We start from the raw sequence: 20,916 nt of genomic DNA on the forward strand, positions 1-20,916 counted from the left end.
GAAAGTATAACGGTAAATCGGTCAGAGTTGAGCGCAATTATGCTGGTAGGACGAGCCTGTTGCTGCGCCTACCGGCAAAATTGTGGTTAAAAAATCTCATCTTCCAATGACGGCGTTTGTTGCTCATCAGAAGTCTGATCGACAATTTCGTGTTCGGCCACCCACTCTGTGGGCTCAGTGCCGGCAATAAAATACTCAAATCGCGACGTGTGATCGGTTCGGTTGGTCAACTTACCGGTGGTCCGGTCGATGCGCACCGAAACGATATTTTCCGGTATGGTACTGCTGACTTCTGGTACATCCTGTAAGGCTTTTTCCATAAATCTGATCCAGGCTGGTTGCGCTGCCTTGGCGCCATCTTCGCCGCCCTGCATCGCATTACCGATAATCGTGGTGTTGTGAGGATTATTGCGGATCAGGTAAGGATATGCAGCAGTTCTGCCTAATGAGCGACTGGCATCGTCAAAGCCCACCCAGGTGGTCGCCACCAGGTCAGGATTAAAGCCACTAAACCAGGTATCTTTAGAGTCGTTTGTCGTACCGGTTTTGCCGGCGAGATCTTTGCGCCGTATCAAAGAGTTAGCGCGCCATCCAGTGCCACGCCAATAGGTTTTGTTTTTGACGCTGCCACTGCCGGTAATCGCGGTGCGCAACATCTCGGAAACTAAAAAGGTATTCTGGCCTGAAACCACCTGTTCAGCTTGCGGTGGCAATGGGCTGAGTACCGTTTCATTGTTAGGCGCATCGCCGGGAATCGGCGTGCTAATTTGCGCCGTCAGTCCTTCCGTTTCGGCACATACCGGACATGCTGTTGCGGGATTAGCCTGCCATACATATTCGCCGTACTGCCCTTCAATGCGCTCAATAAAATGGGGTTCAACCGCGTAGCCGCCATTGGCGATAGTGGCAAAACCATTGGCTACCTCCAGGGGCGTGATTGACGCAGATCCCAAAGAAAGTGATTCGTCGCGGGGAAGATCTTCCATCTGAAAGCCGAATTTACGCATGTGATTTCGCACATTATCAATCCCTACGGCGCGCAACAGGCGCACTGCCACAACGTTTTTCGATTTACCCAGGGCGATGCGCATCCGGATGGGGCCGTCGTATACGGCCGGCGAGTTGGCCGGTCGCCATGCTCTGCCGGAACTGCGATCCCACTGGTTAATGGGGGCATCATTGATAATCGACGCAATCGTAAAACCATGGTCCAGTGCGGCGGAGTACAAAAAGGGTTTTATGTTAGAGCCTACCTGACGTTTCGCCTGAGTTGCCCTGTTAAACTGACTCTGATAAAAACTGTAGCCGCCCACCAATGCCCTGACCGCACCGTTGTTGGGATCTAATGCAATCAGCGCACTACTGGCTTCCGGAAATTGTGACAATTGCCAACGTTGATCTTCGTTGCGTTGCCGAATCCAAATCAGCGCGCCTTCCTGCACGATATCCGCGGCGGTTTCTGGTGGTGTACCCTGCCGGCTATCAGTAATGTAAGGTCTTGCCCAGGCCAGACCGTCCCATTCAATGCGACGGTAAGCGCCGGATTTGTCAATGACAGCAATTGCCTGTTCGAAAATGTCAGTCACCACAGCCGGTACCAATGGCCCGAAGGCGGAAAACCCGGCAAGGTGCCTGGCTATTTGTTGCTCAGACCAGCCCATGTCGGGGACAAAACTGGCTTTATCCGGATCATTTGCTGCGGGCGTTTTGCGCCAAAGCTGCGTTATCGCGCCGCGATAGCCATGGCGTTCATCATAGTCATGCAGGTTTTGGCGCAGGGCGTCAATGGCAGCACTTTGCATAGCAAAACTTGCGGTGGCGTAGACCTTATAACCACCGGTTTCAGCTTCTTCTTTGCCGTACAGATTGGTCATTTCGTTGTAGATGACATTAGCCAGATATGGCGCATCCAGTTCGATTTCGGCGCCGTGCAGTTTGGCCGTAACCGGTTCAAGTGCGGCAAATTCGTATTGCTCTCTGGATATAAAGTTCTCGTTGAGCATTCTGCCCAGCACTACCTTACGGCGGTTTACCGAGCGTTCCGGGCGGCTGATGGGATTCATGGTGGAAGGCGCTTTGGGTAACCCTGCCAAAGTGGCAATTTGCGCCAGGCTCAACTCGTTGAGTTCCTTGCCGTAGTAAACCTGAGCGGCGGCGCCAAAGCCAAAGGCACGGTGGCCCAGCTCTACTTTATTGATATACAGCGACAGGATTTCGTCTTTGGAAAGCACCCGTTCAATATGCCAGGCAATGAAAATCTCTTTCAATTTGCGCACAAAGGTCTTATCCCGTGTCAAAAAGAAACCCCGGGCTAACTGCATGGTTAAAGTACTACCGCCCTGACTTAACTGGCCGGTAATCATCAGATTAAACGCCGCCCGCATGATCCCGATGGGGTCTATGCCTGGGTGCTCGTAAAAGCGGCTGTCTTCGGTAGCTAAAATTGCGTCGATGAGTTGCTGTGGCACCTCATCCAGGGTGACAGGAATACGCCGCTTTACACCATACTGAGAAATCAGCCTGCCATCACGGGTAAATATCTGCATGGGGGTTTGCAGTTTGACATCTTTCAGCACTTCCACACTGGGCAGATCGGCACGGATATAAAAATACACGCCAGCGATAGCAACAACCGCCAGAATCGATCCCAGAGCAAAGAGGCTGATGACGTATTTAAAAAATTTACTCACGTTTAGGCGTTATCCCGCGTCGTTGTGTAACTGGCAATTCCAGTGTCAATCAAGAGGCTTAATTACAAGCCCGACATTTTATCCTAAAACGAGGGGTTATTGAAACTGCCCCGGTAATAGTGTTGTAAGTAATCATGAGCGTCAGTTCACAATTATCTGGCCATCAAATCACTATCTTCGGGCAATTCAGTGAAGAAATTAAAGATTTGCTCTCAGAATACGATGAAATGCATATAAATTAATACGTTAGTTTGGCAGCAGCTAACTATTTTTGTTACATCTGATTAAATTTAAACTATGATTCAAGAGAGTGTTGTTCTTTGCGGTACAGGTTTGAAGGTCAACACGCTCTGATAAGCACAAAAAAGAGACAACAGCTTGAATCTGAGTATAGGCAACAATAACAAACAAATTCTGGGTGTCGATATAGGAAGCCGCTATGTCAAAGCCTTGTTGTTATCTCAGAAAGGCAAACGTTACTGTATTGATGCAATCGCCTGCGAGCCAATCTATGGCAATGTCATGCAGGAACGGGAAATTAAAGATTTTGATGCGGTAAATCATGCCCTCAAAAAAGTGCGCAAAGCCCTGCAAACCAGTGTCAAAAATATCGCCATCGCAATATCCGGCTCTACGGTGCTCACTAAGGTTGTTGATATGGAGTTGGGGTTGAGCGATATCGATCTCGAGGCTCAAATCGAAATTGAGGCTGACAGCCTTATTCCTTACCCGCTCAACGAAGTGTATATGGACTTCGAGGAAATTGGCCCCTGTGCGCGCAAACCCGGGCGCGCCGATGTGTTGCTCAGTGTCGCTCACAAAAACATTGTGGAAAATCGCACCTTGATATCCCGAGAAGTGGATTTCGAAGTGAAGATAATGGATGTCGAAGGCTATGCCCTGGGCAATGCCATGGTAAATTTCGGGCAATTTGGTGATGAAGAAGTGATTTTTTGCCTGAACGTCGGGGCGGCCCAGTTACAACTGACGGTCATACGGGGTAAGCAGGTAATTTTAAGTCGCGAGCTGGCTTTTGGCACTGACATGTTAGCCAACGAAATTGCCGCGAGCTTCAATTTAAGTGTTAACGATGTTCAGAAAGGACTGATTTCCGGCGATTTACCCGATACCTGGCGAGAGCTGCTGTACCCGCAATTTTTATCAACCTTACAAATGCAGATCAATCGCATCCTGCAGTTGTATGTCAACAGCTTTAACGCTGAACCGCCAGGCAAAATTTATATGTCAGGTGGTGCCACCATCTTATCTGGGGTAGTGGAAGATCTGGCCATGGACATGAACACCGAAATAGCCCTATTTGACCCATTAGCGCAACTGGATACGGCTAAAAATGTCAGCGTAGACGGGTTCCATGGTGGGCAGTTTGCTGTGGCTGCCGGGCTTGCCTGGAGGGGGTTCTCCACATGTCATACATAAATTTATTGCCATGGCGTGAAAAACAACGGGAAAAACAAAAGCAGCTCTATCTTGCCACTTTGGCTTTTTGTGCGTTGCTGGCTGTAGGCCTGGTGTTGGGCATCGGCAGTTTTCTGGATACCCTGATCAAAAACCAACAGCAGCGAAATCAGTTTCTGGAAAAAGAACTGGCAATTCTCGACGTCAAAATAGGTAAAATTGCCACTATTAAGAAGCAAAAAGAAGATATAGAAAAGCGTATTTCCCTGATCCAGCAATTGCAGGAGCATCGCAACGTCAGTCCAATTGTGCTTAACGAGCTGGCTACCCTGGTACCTCCCGGTATTGCGTTTAAGCAGCTCAATCGCAAGCAAAATCGCATTGAAATTATCGGGGTCAGTGAATCGAATAACCGCCTTGCGGACTTTATGCGTCGCCTGGAAAACTCGCCGGTATTTGTCGGTAACGATCTGTCTTCTGTGGTGGCGGATACCAGTACTACCGAAGCGGTCAGTGATTTTAAACTGACTTTTATGATCAGTCCCAAAGTGGCCCCGCCTTTGGTCAGTCTCAGTGATGCGGAGCAGACACCATGAAGTTTGATTTCGCTAAACTCAAGGAAATGAACGACCTGGACTTTGAACAAATCGCCTACTGGCCTTTTGAAGTCAAAACCGTATTTGCACTCATGGTATTTATTATGGTGAGTGGCGGCGCCTTTTATTTTCTGGTGAAAGATAAACTGCCGGTACTGGATGCCGAACAAAAGCGCGAATTTGAACTCAGAGGCACCTATGAAGCCAAATATCTGATTGCCGCTAACCTGGAAGCCTATGAAAAGCAGTTAGCACAGTTGAAACTGGATTTTCAAAAAGTGGTTAAATCGCTGCCTACCAGTAATGAAACTCCAGGGCTACTGGACGACATCACTCTGGTGGGCACATCGTCAGGTCTGACATTTAAAGGTATCAACTGGGAGAAGGAAATTCCCAAAGAGTTTTATACCGAACTGCCCATTCGCATTGAAGTCAATGGTGAATATCATGAGTTTGGCGAATTTCTTTCTGAGATTGCCAGCCTGCCCAGAATTGTCACGGTACACGATTTTGAAATGGTGACTTCAGGTCAGGAACTTCGCCTCATCATGTCTGCTAAAACCTATCGGGCGACACCAGAGGTGGAGGCACAATGAGGCAGTCTCTGATGGTTCTAACCGTGCTCGCGGCTTTGGGGGGCTGTTCTGCGGATACCTCTGATTTGCAGCAATTTATAGCCACCGTGCAAACGTCAACACCGCCGCCGATTGAACCTTATCCCGAATTTAAACCCGTGCCGGCGTTTGTCTATGCCGCACAGGAAGAAAGAAGTCCCTTTAGTCGCCCCCGCAACCAGGATCTGGCGCTGCAGGACCAGGCCACCGGCAATTGCCTGCAACCGGACATTCGCCGACCAAAAGATCCGCTGGAAGCCTTTGGTACGGACGCCCTCAGTATTCAGGGCTTTTTTACCAGCAAGGGACAAAAATGGGCGTTAATTACAGCAAATGATGGTACGTTACATCGGGTGACGGTTGGCGATCATCTGGGGTTATTTTTTGGAAAGATAACGCGTATCAGTGAAAATGCCGTGTATTTTACTGAGCAATTGCCAGATGGCGCAGGGTGTTGGCAGGAAAAAAGCTCGAGAATAACAATATCAACCGGCTCCGGAGATTAATAACATGGGTAATTGCAAATCACTTTTCACAATGAGCATAGTCATCGTTATTGTGCAGTTTTGTGTTACCGAAGCGCTCGCGCAGCCAAACGATGTGCAATTGGTAGATCCGGCTCCCTCGTCCAAAGCTTCAGCCCATTCGGTATTAACCAACATTGAATTTCAGCAACTTCCCGACGACAGCGCTGAGCTATTGATTGAATTTGATTCTGCTGATTATCAGGTGCTGATGTCCAGAGACAGTAAGTTATTGCATGTCAATCTGCACGGAACCCGATTGGGCGAGGGACAATTGATGCGCCTGAATGTGTCAGAATTTACCACGCCAATTCAGTTTGTAGAGACTTTTCAGGATGCTACGCAATCTTCTGTTGTGATTGAAATGGCGGGTGATTTTACCCATCGCCACGAAAAAGACGGCAACCTGCTGAAAATCCAGATTGGCGACATTAAATCAGATGACCAGGAAGCCCAATATAAAGCGCAATTTTCCGGTGAACCCATATCGTTAGATTTTCAGGATGTCCCGGTGCGACAGGTATTGCAGATAATAGCCCAGGTAAATGGGTTTAACCTGGTGACAACCGATTCGGTGACCGGCAATGTTACCATCAGTCTTACCAATGTGCCCTGGGACCAGGCTCTGAGTATGATCCTCAGGATAAAAGGACTGGATCAGCGCATGGAAGGCAATATTTTACTGGTGGCACCGGCAGAAGAACTGGCTGCCCGCGAAGCGCAGATTTTACAAACCAAGAAGCAGGCTGCGGATTTGGCCCCGCTCAGCACCCGCCATGTGCAAATTAATTATGCCAAAGCGTCAGAGCTGGCGCTGATTCTGAAATCCAGTGAAGGCAGTGTGTTGAGCGCCAGAGGCAATGTCACTGTCGATGAACGCACCAATACCTTGATTATCAAAGACGCCAATGAATCCATTGCTGACGCTCTGGAAATGATCGAAATTCTGGATATTCCGGTGCGCCAGGTATTGATCGAATCGCGCATGGTTACAGTACGGGACGGGGTAGACGAACAATTTGGGGTGCGTTGGGGCTTTAGTGATCGTCAGGACGAAGATGGGGTATCCGGTTCGCTGGAAGCCGCAGATTCCATCGCCGGTGGTACAATTCCCAGTATTGATGACAGGCTAAACGTAAATCTGCCGGTTAACTCACCGGCGGGGCGAATTGGTTTTACAGTGGCCCGTCTGGTTGATGGCACTATACTGGATTTGGAACTGTCAGCACTGGAAACGGAAAACAAGGGTGAAATCATCGCCAGTCCCAGAATTACGGTGGCCAATCAACACGAAGCTTACATTGAGCAGGGTACCGAAATTCCCTATGTTCAGGCCACATCCAGTGGCGCGACCTCGGTGGAATTTAAAAAGGCGGTGTTAAGTATGATGGTTACGCCGCATATTACCCCGGACAATCGCATTATTCTGGATCTGGTGGTAACCCAGGACACCCGTGGCGAAACCGTATCAACGCCAACCGGTCCCGCCGTCGCCATTGATACCCAGGAAATATCCACTCAGGTGTTAGTAGAAAACGGCGAAACCATCGTACTGGGTGGCATTTTTCAGCAAACCATCTCTGATGCCGATACTAAGGTGCCCTTACTGGGGGATTTACCTGTGGTAGGCAATTTGTTTAAACAGAGTCAGCAAGTTAACGATAAACGGGAGCTTTTGATCTTTGTTACCCCCAAAATACTCACTGATACCTTGTAAAGCACAAAAATAGCCCCATAACTGGCGGGTTGTTCAAAGCAAACTGAAGATAAGGCAAGCAAAAGGGTTGCCAAATCGCGCCTGTAACTGAGATAATCCCGCTCTCGAAAATCGAGCGAGGTTGGAATTTCCATTTTTTTAGATTGTTGACGTAGATAAAATGGCCGAAAAAAGAAACATTTTTTTAATTGGGCCGATGGGGGCTGGCAAAAGTACCATTGGCAGACATCTGGCAGATGAATTACATTTAGAATTTTATGACTCAGACCAGGAAATCGAAAAGCGCACTGGTGCCGATATTTCCTGGGTGTTTGATATTGAAGGCGAAGAAGGTTTTCGCGATAGAGAAGAGTCTGTCATCACTGATTTAACTGAAAAACAAGGTATCGTTTTGGCGACTGGCGGTGGTTCTGTGGTGCGTAATGCCGTCAGAAACCGGTTATCGGCACGTGGTATTGTGGTGTATCTGGAAACTACTATCGATAAACAAGTAGCCAGAACACAACGCGATAAACGCCGTCCGTTGTTGCAAAATAACGATCCTGAAGCCGTATTGAAAGATTTGGCCGGGGAGCGCAATCCACTGTACGAAGAAATCGCTGATTACACGGTGCAAACCGATGATCAGAGCGCTCGTGCTGTAGCCAACGCGATCATCAGTAAAATCGGCTTATAAAAAAACACCATTTGGGGGGAGCGCGCATGTCGACCTTAACAGTAGAGTTGGGGGAGCGTAGCTACCCCATAACCATTTCCGAAGATTCACTTTCTCAAGCCCACCTCATTCGAGACTTCCTGAAAACCCGACAAGTGTTTGTGGTTACCAATCCAACGGTTTATGGCTTATGGGCTGACAAGTTAAGCGCTGCGTTAACTGGCATCGATGTGCAGTTTATCCAGGTACCAGACGGTGAAGAATACAAGACCCTGCAAACCATGGAATCCGTGATAGGTGAGTTGTTGCAACGCCACGCTGCCAGAGACGCTACCTTATTAGCGCTGGGTGGCGGAGTCATTGGGGATCTGACCGGGTTTGTGGCCGCCAGTTTTCAGCGCGGTATTCCCTTTATTCAGGTTCCTACAACCCTGTTATCACAGGTGGATTCCAGTGTTGGCGGCAAGACCGCGGTTAATCACGCCTTAGGTAAAAATATGATTGGCGCCTTTTACCAGCCTAAAGCGGTAATCATCGACACCGAAACCCTGAAAACCCTCCCGGCACGCGAGTTTGCGGCTGGCATGGCCGAGGTCATCAAATACGGTATTATTTATGACGCCGAGTTTTTTTCCTGGCTGGAAAATAATCTGGATGCGATCAAAGCCCTGAACTCCGACACCTTACAAAAGATGATTTATCGCTGTTGCCAGATTAAGGCGGAGATCGTGGCACAGGATGAACGGGAAAAAGGACTGCGTGCATTGCTGAATCTGGGCCATACTTTTGGTCATGCCATTGAAGCCGAACAGGGCTATGGCAACTGGTTGCACGGTGAAGCGGTTTCTGCTGGCACTATTATTGCTTCAGTTGTTGCACAGAAAAAAGGCTGGTTATCAGCGTCAGAAGTTAGTCGCATTACTGCATTACATGCGGCTTTTGATTTACCGATATCCGCGCCAAAGTCCATGGGTTATGCGCAGTTTATGCAACATATGCAGCATGACAAAAAAGTGGAAGCCGGGCAGATCCGCTTTATTATTCCTCAGGGAATAGGCCAGGCGGTGGTGACTTCTGACATTGACGACGCGCTGTTGCGAGACGTTTTGAATTAATATTGAACAGGCATACCCTGAAGAGTAATAAGTTGCAAACATGAGACATTCTACTCTGCTAACAGAATACACGGATATTTCACAAAGGTTGGAATATCTCGTGGCGCATTCATCACAGATGGTATTTATTACCGGTGAGGATGTGGCTGTGCAGCAGGGATTTGTTGAAGCGTTTCTGGGGCAGCAGAGTCAGCACGCCAATGTAGCATTGGTGAATGCCCGCAAAGGTAAGAGCGACAATTATTACCGGCAATTACTGGCAGAACAACTGCAGTGCAGCTGGCAACGCAACCAGTCTTTAGTGCAGTCGTTTGCTGCGCGAGACAACAAAACCGAGCCGGTGCTGATCGCCATTACCAGCGCGGAAAATGTGCCGGAAGATGTATTGCGGGAACTCTGGGATCTGGTGTTGCAAAATCGCTTTGCCCGAAATGGTGAGCAAATCAATATTTTGATGTTCGGTGATCACTTTTGGGCGGAAGATGTGAAATCCTGGCTACCCACCAACAACAACGACAAACCGGTTCTGTTGACCACGCAAACCCTTGAGTACGATGAAGAAACCGAAGTGGAAGGCGATTTAGATGAGATGATCGCCAATCGTCGCAAGCTTTTTCAGGAGCGCATGAAACACCGTGCCAGCCGACCTGCGCTGGGTACAGCACCTTTGCAAAAGTGGTGGGTAAAACTGGCACTGGCCATGGTCTTCGTTGGCAGCTTCTCGTCTATACTCATCTGGCAGTATTTTGATGTGACCTCAGCGGCAGTGAGTGAATTTAGCCAGTTTTTATTCCAGTCCAAACCTGATACTCAGCAGAATGCGTCTTCCGACAGCAGCGAAAGTAGCGGCTTATCTTTGGAAGCAGCTGTGGCTCTGGCAAATCAGCAAAGCAACGAAGAAGCGCGGGAGGAAAGCGCGGTAAACTCTTCGGATAATCAACGGGTAGCAGCGAATTTTAGTGATGCGATGCAGCGCCTGGACAACAATGAATCAGTGGTAAACAGCCGCGCTGACGACAACAAAGCAATTGAGGAGGCTGTTGCTGCCCCTGTGGTTGTTAATACCTTTAGCAAACAAAGCGCCGATTCTCCCAGCTCGGAATACATTGCCGATATCAGCGCCGAACAATTAAAACAGTTGCGGGATACCGGCACATTACCGGCGCAGCGCGATACACAATCTGGTAGCCGTAGCGACAATGCGGCAAAGTCAGATAACGAACAGGCCAGTGCATTGACCGCATCTGAGGCACAGCTTAACGCTTCTGTAATGGATGCTCTGGTGGCCCTTGAGTTACTCAACAGTGACGGCGGTGTTAATGACAATGCGTCAACCCCAAGAGATGACAATGCGTCAACCCCAAGAGACAGTGCAAACCCACCATCAGACAACGCTGACACCGCATCGGTGAATCGCCGCATTGACGAAACGGCCGCTCAGGAAAGTGCTGTGAATAGCGCAAATCCTGCAGCACAGAATGTCACTGTACAGGAAAACCAGACTCAGGGTGAGGTTGCAGATAGTTCTGCCACAGTCTCCCGGAATGCGAGTTTATTGTCCGGGACGCAGTCGCCAGACAGCGCGGCAGAAACCCAAAACCAGGCGGTAAACACTGACGTCAATGTCAATGACTACCCGGTGGAAGACATTGCCAGCTTCGAACCGATAGAGTCTGGTACTCAGAACAATTCGGACATTTCGTCGCCCAGATATCAGTATCACGAACCGTTGTTACTGGAACTGGCAGACAGCGAATACGTATTGCAGGTATCAGGCATCAGCACAGAAACCCTGTTGCAGGAGTTTTTGGTGGATAATCAGTTGCTGAATGATGTCTGGGTTTATCAGACTCAGCGTTATGGTGGAGACTGGTTTGTGGTTTTGGTAAAGCAAAACTACGCCAGCCTGGATGTTGCCCGGGCCGCCGCCGCGTCTTTGCCTGATAAGTTCAGCACAACCGCCCCGTTTGCTAAATCGGTCGCTCAGATTCGGCGTGAAATCACCGTTAACTAGCTGTAATTTTTTTTCAGTCAGGTACAATCTCAGCGTTCAGAGATCTAAGTCAGATAATAATAACAACATGCCACAATCGAAACACCGGGCATTTTTGAAGTGGGCCGGTGGCAAATATAGCCTCATTGAAAAGATCAACAAAGAGCTACCCAAAGCTAAAGTGCTGGTGGAGCCGTTTGTGGGTGCTGGCTCGGTGTTTTTAAATTCTGAGTATGAGGCCTATCACCTCAACGATATCAATGAAGATCTGATCAACCTGTACAAAATTTTGCAAACCGACAGTACGCATTTTATTGCCGAGGCAGAGCACTACTTTACCCCGCAATTTAACCAGGAAGCGGTGTTTTATCAGCAACGGGAGCGGTTTAATGGCAGCACTGATCCGTTTGAGCGTTCGGTACTGTTTTTGTATCTGAATCGCCATGGTTACAACGGGCTGTGTCGATACAATTTATCGGGTAAATTCAACGTGCCATTTGGCCGCTATAAGGCACCTTATTTCCCCAAAAAAGAACTGCAGTTTTTTGCCCAAAAAGCTGCCAGAGCCACCTTTACCTGCCTGCCATTTCAACAGGTGATGTTGCAGTCTCCGGATGATTCCGTGATCTACTGCGATCCACCTTATGCGCCGGTCAGTGAAACCGCTTATTTTACTGCTTATTCAAAACAGGGCTTTGGTCTGGACTCACAGGAGGAGCTGGCGCAGTTAGCGCTGCATGCCAGTGACAAACTGGGGCGTTTTGTATTGGTGAGCAATCATGACACAGCTTTTACCCGTCGAATTTACAAACCGGCCAAACTGCGCAAGCTATCCGTTTCCCGTTTTATCAGTCAAAAAGGCGATAGTCGCAAAAAGGTGGCGGAATTACTGGCGGTTTATCGCCCAAAAGCTTAGCACGCAATATGCAAGCATTACCGCCAATTCGAGCCGAGCACCTCCGACTGTCGACCGAAAAAAAATCAAAATGATTGACAATTACATCATCCAAAAAGATTTTGACTTTGATGCATAAAAAGGGACGTATGCGGAAACCAGAGGGAAATTTCGTAAGGGCCGGGTCACACCATAATCAAGATTTCAGTACTATAGTTCAGCCTTCTTAACGACGATAACCCCGAACTCGTGACAGCTTCTCTCAATACGCATAACCAACAGCGTCAAGCCAAACCAACAATCACCTTACACCTGGGCTCGTCGATAGCTTTTATTCATTTTATACTCGACATTGCGGCTTGAATTTCTGGCCTAACAAAACTTGGAGTAAGGGCTAGCTTCCTTCACACCAATGCATCATTGGTGCGTTCTATTGTGCTGCGACTTTCTCCTCCCATTTAGTCCTTTCATTTAGTTTTCTCAAAAATATTTGTCACACCTGTTCATTGCGGATCGTCTAAATAAATGTCTGTTGCGTAACGCAGTGAAGTTTATTCGCTGTGCAGGCATCGACTTACGAAGGGGATAAACCATGAAAATTTTGAAATACTTGACCAGTACAAGCCTATTACTTACCTCTGTAAGCTGGGCGGCTGGCAATATAACGGGGAATAAAACAATGAGCGAATTAAGCATTGAACCAACCGAACAGCAAATTGTAAGTGTAGTGCACACCATGACCAATGCGTTTCACCAAGCAGATATAGAGACTGTCATGAGCAGTTATGAATCGAATGTGGCGATAATGTTTGAACCGGGAACGGCCATTTCTGATCTTGAGCAGATTCAAGCTATCTTTAAACAATGGTTTACTATGAAGCCGCAATTTACATACCCAAATGGGCATCAGGTGTTTGTTGTAGGCGATATTGCAATGCATATCGCCCCTTGGGATATGTCGGCAACAGGGCCTGAAGGAAGTGAGATTAAGCAATCGGGGTTATCTATAGCAGTACTGCGGAAGCAGGAAAACGGCAAGTGGTTGATGGTGTTAGATAATCCCCATGGACAAATGCTATTGAACGCTGAATCAATTCAAGCAGACTAACTCGCTATGTGCTGTTACAAGCTTACTTTATGGGTTAGCTGTAGTAACTTTTTTATGTGCAATGACATGCTATGAGCAAGTAGTGAAGGAATACCGATGATTTCCATTGAGTTAAACCAACATATTCGCCAAGCGACCCAAGGCAACAAGGCTTCATTGCAATTGGTTGTATCTGAGGTGCAAAACGATGTGTATGCCCTTGCATTGCGCATGCTAGTCAACCCAGAAGATGCGCAAGATGCGACCCAAGAGATTTTGATCCGCTTGATCACTAAGTTGTCTCGTTTTGAGTTTAAAAGTCAGTTTAAAACTTGGGTGTATCGCGTTGCTGCTAACTACCTGCTAACGGAAAAGAAGGTACTGGCACGTCAGCCTCAAATGGGCTTTGACGATTATCAAGCCGATCTAGAATCGGATTTACAACAGCCAGGTGACGGGCTAATACAAAGACCAGAATATAACGCCATGATTAATGAGCTAAGGATCTCGTGTACCATGGCAATGCTGCTGTGCTTGAATCCAGCACATCGCCTTGCTTACATCTTGGGGGATATTTACGAATTAGAGCAGCAACAGGCGGCTGAAATTCTAGGTATTGAGAAAGCGAATTTTCGTCAACAACTTAGCCGCGCTCGACAAAAGGTGATTGAGTTTATGAACACTAGTTGTGGCTTGGTACATAGCGCAGCAAAGTGTAGCTGCCCAAACAAGCTAACAGGTGCGGTCAGTCGAGGTCGAATAAATGCTAGCGAGATGTTTTTCTCGGTGCAGACTAGCGACACTTACCAGCAAATCAAACAAACCATTGCTGAAACCCAACAGCATTTGAAAGCAACTCGGTTACAGCAAGCAGTACCGGCGTATCGCTCGCCAGAGGTATTTGGCCAAGTCATCGAAGAGCTAGTGAAGCAAGGAATGCGTCACTACGCTAGTTGAATAAATACTGATGCGCGTATTGCTTTTTACGCACTACAAAATACATAGAATAGGAAACCGACAGTCGATAAATGCGCTTTTACGCCTTTCTTAAAAGTTTAAATCCGATATGCTTTGTTCAAAGTGGGCGTTCATTCTCAGAATTTATTTATATATAGAATTCTTTTTTGGGCTATTCACAAGTAGTGTAAGCTTCGTTTGATGCATAATTGGTAGGACGTCTACATAATTAGATGTTAGATTTATGGAAGGTAAGTAGCCAGCAAAGCTTATTTTTTGTATGCCGATACTAAAGTGTTTTTAGGTTATAATCCGACCCAAGGAGAAGTTGCTGATGATCGCGCGGATAAAGCGCAACAGCCATCGTCGCCGCTAAACGGTTGGGTGCATTTGTATTGGCAACTTAAACTACCCAAAGGACCTAAAATGAGTGTTGTAGAAAAGTGTCAGAAAATCAAATAAGTGTCAGGAAAGAACCAGATTAACCACGCCAACCAGCACGGCGATAAACACTAATACAAATATCACGCCGATAACCACATAGGGAAGAAAGGAGGATTGTTGAAAATCAGCCTGATGGTTCTTTTGAGTCTGTACACCAAACATACTGGCGGCAACACTTTTGGTTACCTGCCACAAAGAGGCCTTTTCCGTTTGCCTGGATGAGTCTGAGGTACCATTCATTGCTGTTTTCCGAATTAACTGGTGCTGCTATCCTGAGCGCTGTCGGTGACTCTTGTCAACAGCTCCAATAAATCCAGATAATGGAATTGCTTACTGGCGCTGCTACCGGAAAACCAGGAAACCCAGCTGACCCCTGAAGCTTGCTCTTTGGCGCACAGATTCTGTGGGTGGCTCATCGGCAGAGACTCGTCAAAACGGCTGTCTGCGGGACAACTACAAAAGCGCAAACCTTCGTCTTCAAGATTGCCGGCAAAAGATAGCATAGCCACCAATGCTGTACTTAGTATCAGCATTTTTTGGTTTCTTGTGGAGATCATATTCGCTACCCGCTTTGCAACACTTTGTTTCATTATACTTGTTGAACCTCTGTTTGATGAGGACGTTGGTCGTTAAAAATCTGTCGTTTATCTCAGCAATACGCTGTTATCAGTGCATTTATGTTCACTGCAGTTTTGGACAACCCCAGTAACAAAAGTTCACTAAAGTGAAAAATATGACCAGATTGAGGAATAGTTTACTCAGCAGGTGTGAATTTTAACTGAATGGAAAAGGTTATTTTACGAGGAAGGGAAGTGGCAGCCATATACGAGATATGGCTGCCAGAATACATCCACCGGACTCACCCTACAGAATCCGACAGATATATATTTAAAGCGTATGAAGCATCCTTGCTTCTGAGTGAAACCGTGCTTACAGATCGAAGGACTTGCTCAGGCTGAACAGGATTGTCTCATCGCTGCTGCCGCCACCTAAATCGCTGTCGGCAAATACCATAGATACACCGGCGTCAAAACCACCGATTTCTGTGCCATAGCCCACTTCGAAGTATTCACCGTCAGATTCGTCGCCAAAAGTACCAAAGGTGCCGTAAAAACCTTCGTGTTCCAACGTTAAACCTAAGAATGTGTAATCACCACCCGGGATACCTAAATCCAGGTCATCATCCCATTCACCGATGGTGTACTCTACGGAAAGTGGACCCCAACCAAAGCCAAAGTTCACTTCGTTGTAGGCTGAATCGAAATCACCTGTGTACTGGTAAGTAGTGACACCAATACTGGCTGAAACATCTTCGCTGATATCAAAGCCAAATCCGCCGTAGACATCGATTTCAAGACCGTCTTCAACGTCGGCAACCCAGGTGCCCAGGTAAAAGCCGCCATTTTCATAATCCACACCGGCGCTGGCAGAGGCCGAGCTGGTTTGCTGGATACCACGGAAGTGGTATTCAGAGACTAAACCGACATTGGCGCTTAAGTCTGCGTAAGCTGCCTGGGAAAATGCTGATGCGGCTAAAACGAAAGCGACCGCTTGAGTTGTTCTGGTTAATTTCATGTGTTTCTCCGTTTTTGTATGTGTGCTGGCATTCATTGAGCAAAACTAATGCCTGTTTAATTTTTAACTTGCCAGCTTTCTGAAAACTTTCTTAAGTTATTGAAAATATTGTCTTTATCAAAATTTAATAAGCTGTCTTAAGGCACGGCACTGAAAGCAACACGGGGGCGAAATGGAAAATGACGCACGTTTTTGGGGCGAGCGCACCAAAATAAGGCTTAGCCTTCTGCGGTTGAAGCTGGTATTTTTAGCGGCAATTTTGCTACAGAGAATGACTGGCTATGAACGATTATTTAATTGCTCCTTCAATCCTGTCCGCCGATCTGGCCCGTCTCGGTGAAGACGTAGCCAGGGTGATAGACGCGGGCGCCGATGTTGTTCATTTTGATGTAATGGATAACCACTATGTGCCCAATCTGACCTTTGGTCCGGCGGTGTGCAAGGCCCTCAGAGACTATGGTATTAGCGCCGACATTGACGTACATCTGATGGTAAAACCCGTAGATGATTTGATTAGCCAGTTTGCCGATGCCGGAGCCAGCTATATCAGTTTCCATCCTGAAGCCAGTGAACACGTTGATCGCAGTATTCAGTTGATCAAAGATAAGGGCTGCAAAGCCGGTTTAGTTTTAAATCCCGGCACACCTCTCTCAGTGCTGGATTACGTTTTGTATAAACTGGATTTTGTGCTGTTGATGTCGGTGAATCCGGGATTTGGTGGTCAGGCGTTTATCCCTAAAACCCTGGATAAATTGCGAGATTTGCAACATCTGATAAGAGAACAAGGCCTGAAAACCCGAATTGAAATTGACGGGGGCGTGAAAGTCGATAATATTCGCGCCATAGCTGAGGCCGGTGCCGATATGTTTGTGGCAGGCTCTGCGATTTTTAACCAGCCTGATTACAAGCAGGTCATCGATGCCATGCGCCATGAATTAGCGCAAACAGACAACCATTAATTATTGTAAAGAGACCAAAGAGATATTCTGATGAGTAGTAAACCTATTGTATTAAGTGGCTGCCAGCCTTCCGGACAACTGACTATCGGCAATTATATGGGCGCCCTTAAGCAATGGGTGAGCATGCAGGAAGATCACGATTGTCTGTATATGTTGGTGGACTTACACGCCATTACCGTGCGTCAGGACCCAAAAGCGCTATACGAAGCCTGTCTTGATGGCCTGGCTCTGTATGTGGCCTGCGGTATTGATCCGGTTAAAAGTACCTTGTTTGTACAGTCTCACGTGCCTGAACATGCGCAGCTTGCCTGGATCATGAACTGTTATGCCCAAATGGGTGAACTAAACCGCATGACGCAGTTTAAAGACAAGTCAGCCAGGAACGAAAATAATATCAATGTCGGCCTGTATAGCTACCCGGCATTGCAGGCAGCCGATATTTTGCTGTATCAGGCCGATAAGGTACCGGTGGGTGAAGATCAAAAACAGCACCTGGAGTTAACCCGCGATATCGCCACCCGTATGAACAATCTCTACGGTGAGTTGTTTACTCTGCCTGATCCTTATATTCCTGAGTTTGGTGCGCGCATTATGAGCCTGCAGGAACCCACGAAGAAAATGTCTAAATCCGATGACAACCCCAACAACTTTATCGGATTACTGGAAGAACCCAAAAAGTTAGCGAAAAAGATCAAACGCGCGGTTACCGATTCTGATGAACAGGCTCGTATCTATTTCGATACAGCGGAAAAACCCGGCGTGTCCAATTTGCTGACCCTGTTGTCATTGGCAACCAATCGCCCCGTTGCAGACCTGGTGCCGGAATACGAAGACAAGATGTATGGCCATCTTAAAACGGACGTGGCTGACGCGGTTGTGGCCCTGGTTGAGCCGATTCAGGAAAAATTCAAAGCCCTGCGGGAAGATCGCGCTGCACTGGATGCCATCATGAAAAGTGGTGCCGAGCGCGCTTCTGCCAGAGCCGCGGTCACACTGGCGAAAGTTTACGAAGCGGTAGGCTTTATTCGTCGTCCCTGAATAAACGACGGGATAGCTGTTGAATTTCATCCCTGAGCCAACGAATGGCAGGGTCTGACTCTGCCACCTGCCACCAGTAAAGATGAATACTGATATCTGGCAGTGACAGTGGCAGGGGCAAAATTTGCAAAGGCAGATGGCTGGCAAATTGTCGCGCTGCTTTTTCCGGCGCTGTCATGATCAGATCCGTATGACACACAGTCTGCACCGCCCCGTAAAAATTCTCACAGCGCAGCACCACATTGCGATGCAGTTGCTGCGCGGTCAGCGCATTGTCTACCAGATTGATATCTGAGGCTTTCAGGGCGGCCACCACATGTGGCCACTGTTGATAGCTGGCTAAATCACAACGTTCAATGATGGGATGCCCCTGACGGCACAGCAGTACAAAACGACTGCGTCCTAATGTTTGATTGTGGATATTTGCCGGCATGGCAATCAACGAATCCAGGGCTAAATCGATATCACCACTTTTAAGCGCTTCGGGCAGATGCTTTGGCTCAATACTGACATTGCGAATTCGCACATTCGGAGCGATGACCTGCAGGTGCGCGAGCAGTCGTGGAAAATACAAAGCTTCCAGTATATCCCTTACCGCGACATTGAAGCTGCGATTCAGTTGCCTGACATCCCAGTGTTTTGGCTGCGACATTGTTTGCTGCAACGTGCGCAGGCTGTTTTCTACATCGGCAATGATGTGCTGACAAAAATCACTGGGCACCATCTTTTTGCCATGACGCTCGAACAACACGTCATCAAAGTGTCGCCGTAAGCGACTCAAAGCATGGCTGACCGCAGGTTGTGTCAGATGGAGTTTATCTGCGGCGCGGCTGACAGAACCCTGGTGATAGATCGTCAGTAATACCTGAAACAAATTGTAGTCAATACTATGCATGAGATTCATGTCTAACTATAAATATTCATCATTTGAGTTTATCAGTTGCAGACGTAGAATCCAGTTGTGCTTAAAAAACAACCGGAGAATTGAATGTCTGCTCATCAAGCCACTATCGACAACATGACCATAGGTGCCGAAAAGTTTTCAGTGCCTCAGCCGCCGGTGTTTTCCGAGCCGCTGCAACAACGGGAATACGACAAGGTTCGACTTGCCGCCGCCTTCAGGGTCTTCGCCTTACACGGTTTTGACGAGGGCCTGGCCGGACACATCACAGTGCGTGATGCCGTAGAAAAAGACACTTTTTGGGTGAATCCATTGGCGGTGCATTTTCGCCATATCCGGGCCAGTGATTTGGTAAGGGTTAGCCATGAAGGAAAAATTATTGAGGGTAAGCACGCCATCAACAATGCCGCCTTTGCCATTCATTCCCGCATTCACATGGCACGTCCCGATGTGAATGCTGTGGCCCACGCCCATACGCGCAATGGCCGGGCTTTTTCGGCGCTGGGTGAAAAGCTGCAACCAATTTCACAAGATGCCTGTATGTTTTATCAGAATCATGGCTTGTTTGATCACTTTACCGGGGTGGTAGCCGAACTGGATGAAGGTGATTTGATTGCCGAAGCCCTCTCAGACGGCATTGCCGTAGTCCTGCAGAATCACGGTTTACTGACCGTGGGTAATACCGTTGATGCAGCCACCGCTAACTTTGTTATTATGGACAGTTGTTGCGAAAGTCAGTTATTGGCGCAGGCAGCCGGAAAGATAAAACCCATTCCTCATGATATCGCGTTGAAAACGCGTGCCATGAATGCCAATGATTTGGTAACCTGGGGTAATTTCCAGCCCCTGTACCAGATTGTGCAGGCACAGGATGACAGTTTTAAAAACTGATATTTAAACGGGTGTAGGGTAGCAGATGCAGGATTCGGTATTAACTCAGGTATTACTTCCGGCCATATTAGCCGTTATTATGTTTGGCATGGGACTGAGTCTCACCAGAGCGGATTTTTCCCGGCTCTGGCAAACACCAAAACCTATTTTTGTCGGTCTGGTGGGCCAAATTCTGTTGTTGCCAATATTGGCCTGGGGAATAGCCGTACTATTTAATTTACCGGCGGAACTGGCAATTGGTCTGATGATTTTAGCCGCCTGTCCCGGCGGCACAACATCCAATGTGATCAGCCAGTTAGCCAGAGCCAATCTGGCGTTGTCGGTATCGCTGACGGCGGTAACCACGTTGATCTGCGTTTTTACCACTCCCTGGATTATTCAGTTTGCCATTCAACAGTTTGCTGCCGATCAGGTTCAATCCTTTTCGCTGTTAAATACTTCGTTAGGACTGATGTTGTTAACTTTGCTACCTGTGATTTTGGGGATTGCGTTTCGCGCCCGTTGGGAGCAACGCGCCCTGGCGATAGAAGGGATTTTCCGCAAAATATCACTATTGTTTATGGTTGCCCTGATCATTGCCATCGTAATTCAGGAAATCGATATGCTGTTGGCCTCCTTTGATCAGATTTTCTGGGCCACCCTGGTACTTAATTTTGCGGCTATCGCCACCGGCGTTTGGCTGGCAAAACTCACCGGCTTGGCTTTACCTGAAAAGGTTACCCTGGGTATTGAGGTGGGCATTCAAAATGCCTCAATGGCTATTTTGATTGCTATTACCTTTTTATCCAATCCGGCCTACGCCACTTCCGCCGGAGTTTACGGCGTAACCATGTACATCGGCGCGGTGTT

Annotated in this window: 21 protein-coding genes; 16 read left to right on the forward strand and 5 right to left on the reverse strand. The window is 47.7% G+C overall.

Annotated elements, in window-relative coordinates:
* Positions 1-86: 86 nt before the first annotated feature.
* The gene (locus LJ740_RS19800; RefSeq protein ID WP_377306595.1) at positions 87-2,690 is read right to left on the reverse strand and encodes a penicillin-binding protein 1A; all 2,604 of its coding nucleotides are present in this window, start codon (positions 2,688-2,690) and stop codon (positions 87-89) included.
* A gap of 378 nt (positions 2,691-3,068) precedes the next feature.
* Between LJ740_RS19800 and pilM the strand changes: the two genes are divergently transcribed.
* From pilM to LJ740_RS19860, 12 genes are all read left to right on the forward strand, one after another.
* On the forward strand, positions 3,069-4,127 hold the full coding sequence (gene pilM, locus LJ740_RS19805; RefSeq protein WP_229530867.1) for a type IV pilus assembly protein PilM: 1,059 nt from the start codon (positions 3,069-3,071) through the stop codon (positions 4,125-4,127).
* Entirely contained in the window at positions 4,115-4,702 is a 588-nt protein-coding gene (locus LJ740_RS19810) for a PilN domain-containing protein (RefSeq protein ID WP_229530868.1), read from the forward strand. The genes pilM and LJ740_RS19810 overlap by 13 nt, the downstream gene beginning before the upstream one ends.
* Positions 4,699-5,298: a type IV pilus inner membrane component PilO gene (locus LJ740_RS19815; RefSeq protein ID WP_229530869.1), complete on the forward strand. Its 600-nt coding sequence runs from the start codon at positions 4,699-4,701 to the stop codon at positions 5,296-5,298. The genes LJ740_RS19810 and LJ740_RS19815 overlap by 4 nt, the downstream gene beginning before the upstream one ends.
* A complete protein-coding gene (locus tag LJ740_RS19820; RefSeq protein ID WP_229530870.1) occupies positions 5,295-5,822 on the forward strand; it encodes a pilus assembly protein PilP in 528 nt (175 codons plus the stop codon). The genes LJ740_RS19815 and LJ740_RS19820 overlap by 4 nt, the downstream gene beginning before the upstream one ends.
* A gap of 4 nt (positions 5,823-5,826) precedes the next feature.
* Positions 5,827-7,557 carry a type IV pilus secretin PilQ gene (locus LJ740_RS19825; RefSeq protein WP_229530871.1) on the forward strand — a complete coding sequence of 577 codons (1,731 nt, stop codon included), beginning with the start codon at positions 5,827-5,829 and terminating at the stop codon, positions 7,555-7,557.
* 160 nt (positions 7,558-7,717) lie between these two features.
* On the forward strand, positions 7,718-8,233 hold the full coding sequence (gene aroK, locus LJ740_RS19830; protein ID WP_229530872.1) for a shikimate kinase AroK: 516 nt from the start codon (positions 7,718-7,720) through the stop codon (positions 8,231-8,233).
* 26 nt (positions 8,234-8,259) lie between these two features.
* The gene (aroB, locus tag LJ740_RS19835) at positions 8,260-9,327 is read left to right on the forward strand and encodes a 3-dehydroquinate synthase (protein ID WP_229530873.1); all 1,068 of its coding nucleotides are present in this window, start codon (positions 8,260-8,262) and stop codon (positions 9,325-9,327) included.
* A 100-nt stretch (positions 9,328-9,427) separates the two neighbouring features.
* Complete coding sequence (locus tag LJ740_RS19840; RefSeq protein WP_229530874.1) at positions 9,428-11,341, forward strand: SPOR domain-containing protein; 1,914 nt, start codon at positions 9,428-9,430, stop codon at positions 11,339-11,341.
* A gap of 67 nt (positions 11,342-11,408) precedes the next feature.
* Positions 11,409-12,236: a Dam family site-specific DNA-(adenine-N6)-methyltransferase gene (locus LJ740_RS19845; RefSeq protein ID WP_229530875.1), complete on the forward strand. Its 828-nt coding sequence runs from the start codon at positions 11,409-11,411 to the stop codon at positions 12,234-12,236.
* Positions 12,237-12,807: 571 nt separating this feature from the next.
* Positions 12,808-13,323 carry a YybH family protein gene (locus LJ740_RS19850; RefSeq protein WP_229530876.1) on the forward strand — a complete coding sequence of 172 codons (516 nt, stop codon included), beginning with the start codon at positions 12,808-12,810 and terminating at the stop codon, positions 13,321-13,323.
* A 96-nt stretch (positions 13,324-13,419) separates the two neighbouring features.
* Positions 13,420-14,259, forward strand: coding sequence for an RNA polymerase sigma factor (locus LJ740_RS19855; RefSeq protein WP_229530877.1), 840 nt, complete (start codon positions 13,420-13,422; stop codon positions 14,257-14,259).
* A 276-nt stretch (positions 14,260-14,535) separates the two neighbouring features.
* Positions 14,536-14,721 (forward strand): hypothetical protein, encoded by a 186-nt coding sequence (locus tag LJ740_RS19860; RefSeq protein ID WP_229530878.1) that lies wholly within the window; start codon positions 14,536-14,538, stop codon positions 14,719-14,721.
* A gap of 3 nt (positions 14,722-14,724) precedes the next feature.
* On the opposite strand, the gene LJ740_RS19865 is transcribed toward LJ740_RS19860, so the two are convergent.
* The 3 genes from LJ740_RS19865 to LJ740_RS19875 all read right to left on the reverse strand — a co-directional run bounded on the left by LJ740_RS19865 (position 14,725) and on the right by LJ740_RS19875 (position 16,278).
* Positions 14,725-14,943 (reverse strand): DUF2970 domain-containing protein, encoded by a 219-nt coding sequence (locus LJ740_RS19865; protein ID WP_229530879.1) that lies wholly within the window; start codon positions 14,941-14,943, stop codon positions 14,725-14,727.
* 14 nt (positions 14,944-14,957) lie between these two features.
* The gene (locus LJ740_RS19870) at positions 14,958-15,236 is read right to left on the reverse strand and encodes a hypothetical protein (RefSeq protein ID WP_229530880.1); all 279 of its coding nucleotides are present in this window, start codon (positions 15,234-15,236) and stop codon (positions 14,958-14,960) included.
* 397 nt (positions 15,237-15,633) lie between these two features.
* Positions 15,634-16,278, reverse strand: coding sequence for a TorF family putative porin (locus tag LJ740_RS19875; protein ID WP_229530881.1), 645 nt, complete (start codon positions 16,276-16,278; stop codon positions 15,634-15,636).
* Positions 16,279-16,559: 281 nt separating this feature from the next.
* Here LJ740_RS19875 and rpe point away from each other — a divergent pair, with 281 nt between their 5' ends.
* Together rpe and trpS are read left to right on the forward strand one after the other, a co-directional pair.
* Positions 16,560-17,237: a ribulose-phosphate 3-epimerase gene (rpe, locus tag LJ740_RS19880; RefSeq protein ID WP_229530882.1), complete on the forward strand. Its 678-nt coding sequence runs from the start codon at positions 16,560-16,562 to the stop codon at positions 17,235-17,237.
* A gap of 30 nt (positions 17,238-17,267) precedes the next feature.
* Complete coding sequence (gene trpS, locus LJ740_RS19885) at positions 17,268-18,275, forward strand: tryptophan--tRNA ligase (RefSeq protein ID WP_229530883.1); 1,008 nt, start codon at positions 17,268-17,270, stop codon at positions 18,273-18,275.
* Here the strand turns inward: trpS and LJ740_RS19890 are convergent.
* Positions 18,259-19,170 carry a LysR family transcriptional regulator gene (locus LJ740_RS19890; RefSeq protein WP_229530884.1) on the reverse strand — a complete coding sequence of 304 codons (912 nt, stop codon included), beginning with the start codon at positions 19,168-19,170 and terminating at the stop codon, positions 18,259-18,261. The genes trpS and LJ740_RS19890 overlap by 17 nt on opposite strands.
* A gap of 93 nt (positions 19,171-19,263) precedes the next feature.
* Here LJ740_RS19890 and LJ740_RS19895 point away from each other — a divergent pair, with 93 nt between their 5' ends.
* Both LJ740_RS19895 and LJ740_RS19900 read left to right on the forward strand, forming a co-directional pair.
* Entirely contained in the window at positions 19,264-20,067 is an 804-nt protein-coding gene (locus LJ740_RS19895) for a class II aldolase/adducin family protein (RefSeq protein ID WP_229530885.1), read from the forward strand.
* A gap of 25 nt (positions 20,068-20,092) precedes the next feature.
* Positions 20,093-20,916: bile acid:sodium symporter family protein (locus LJ740_RS19900; protein WP_229530886.1), on the forward strand; the 824-nt coding region annotated here is incomplete at its 3' end.

Source organism: Planctobacterium marinum (assembly GCF_020687805.1).
Classification (GTDB): Bacteria; Pseudomonadota; Gammaproteobacteria; order Enterobacterales; family Alteromonadaceae; genus Planctobacterium; species Planctobacterium marinum.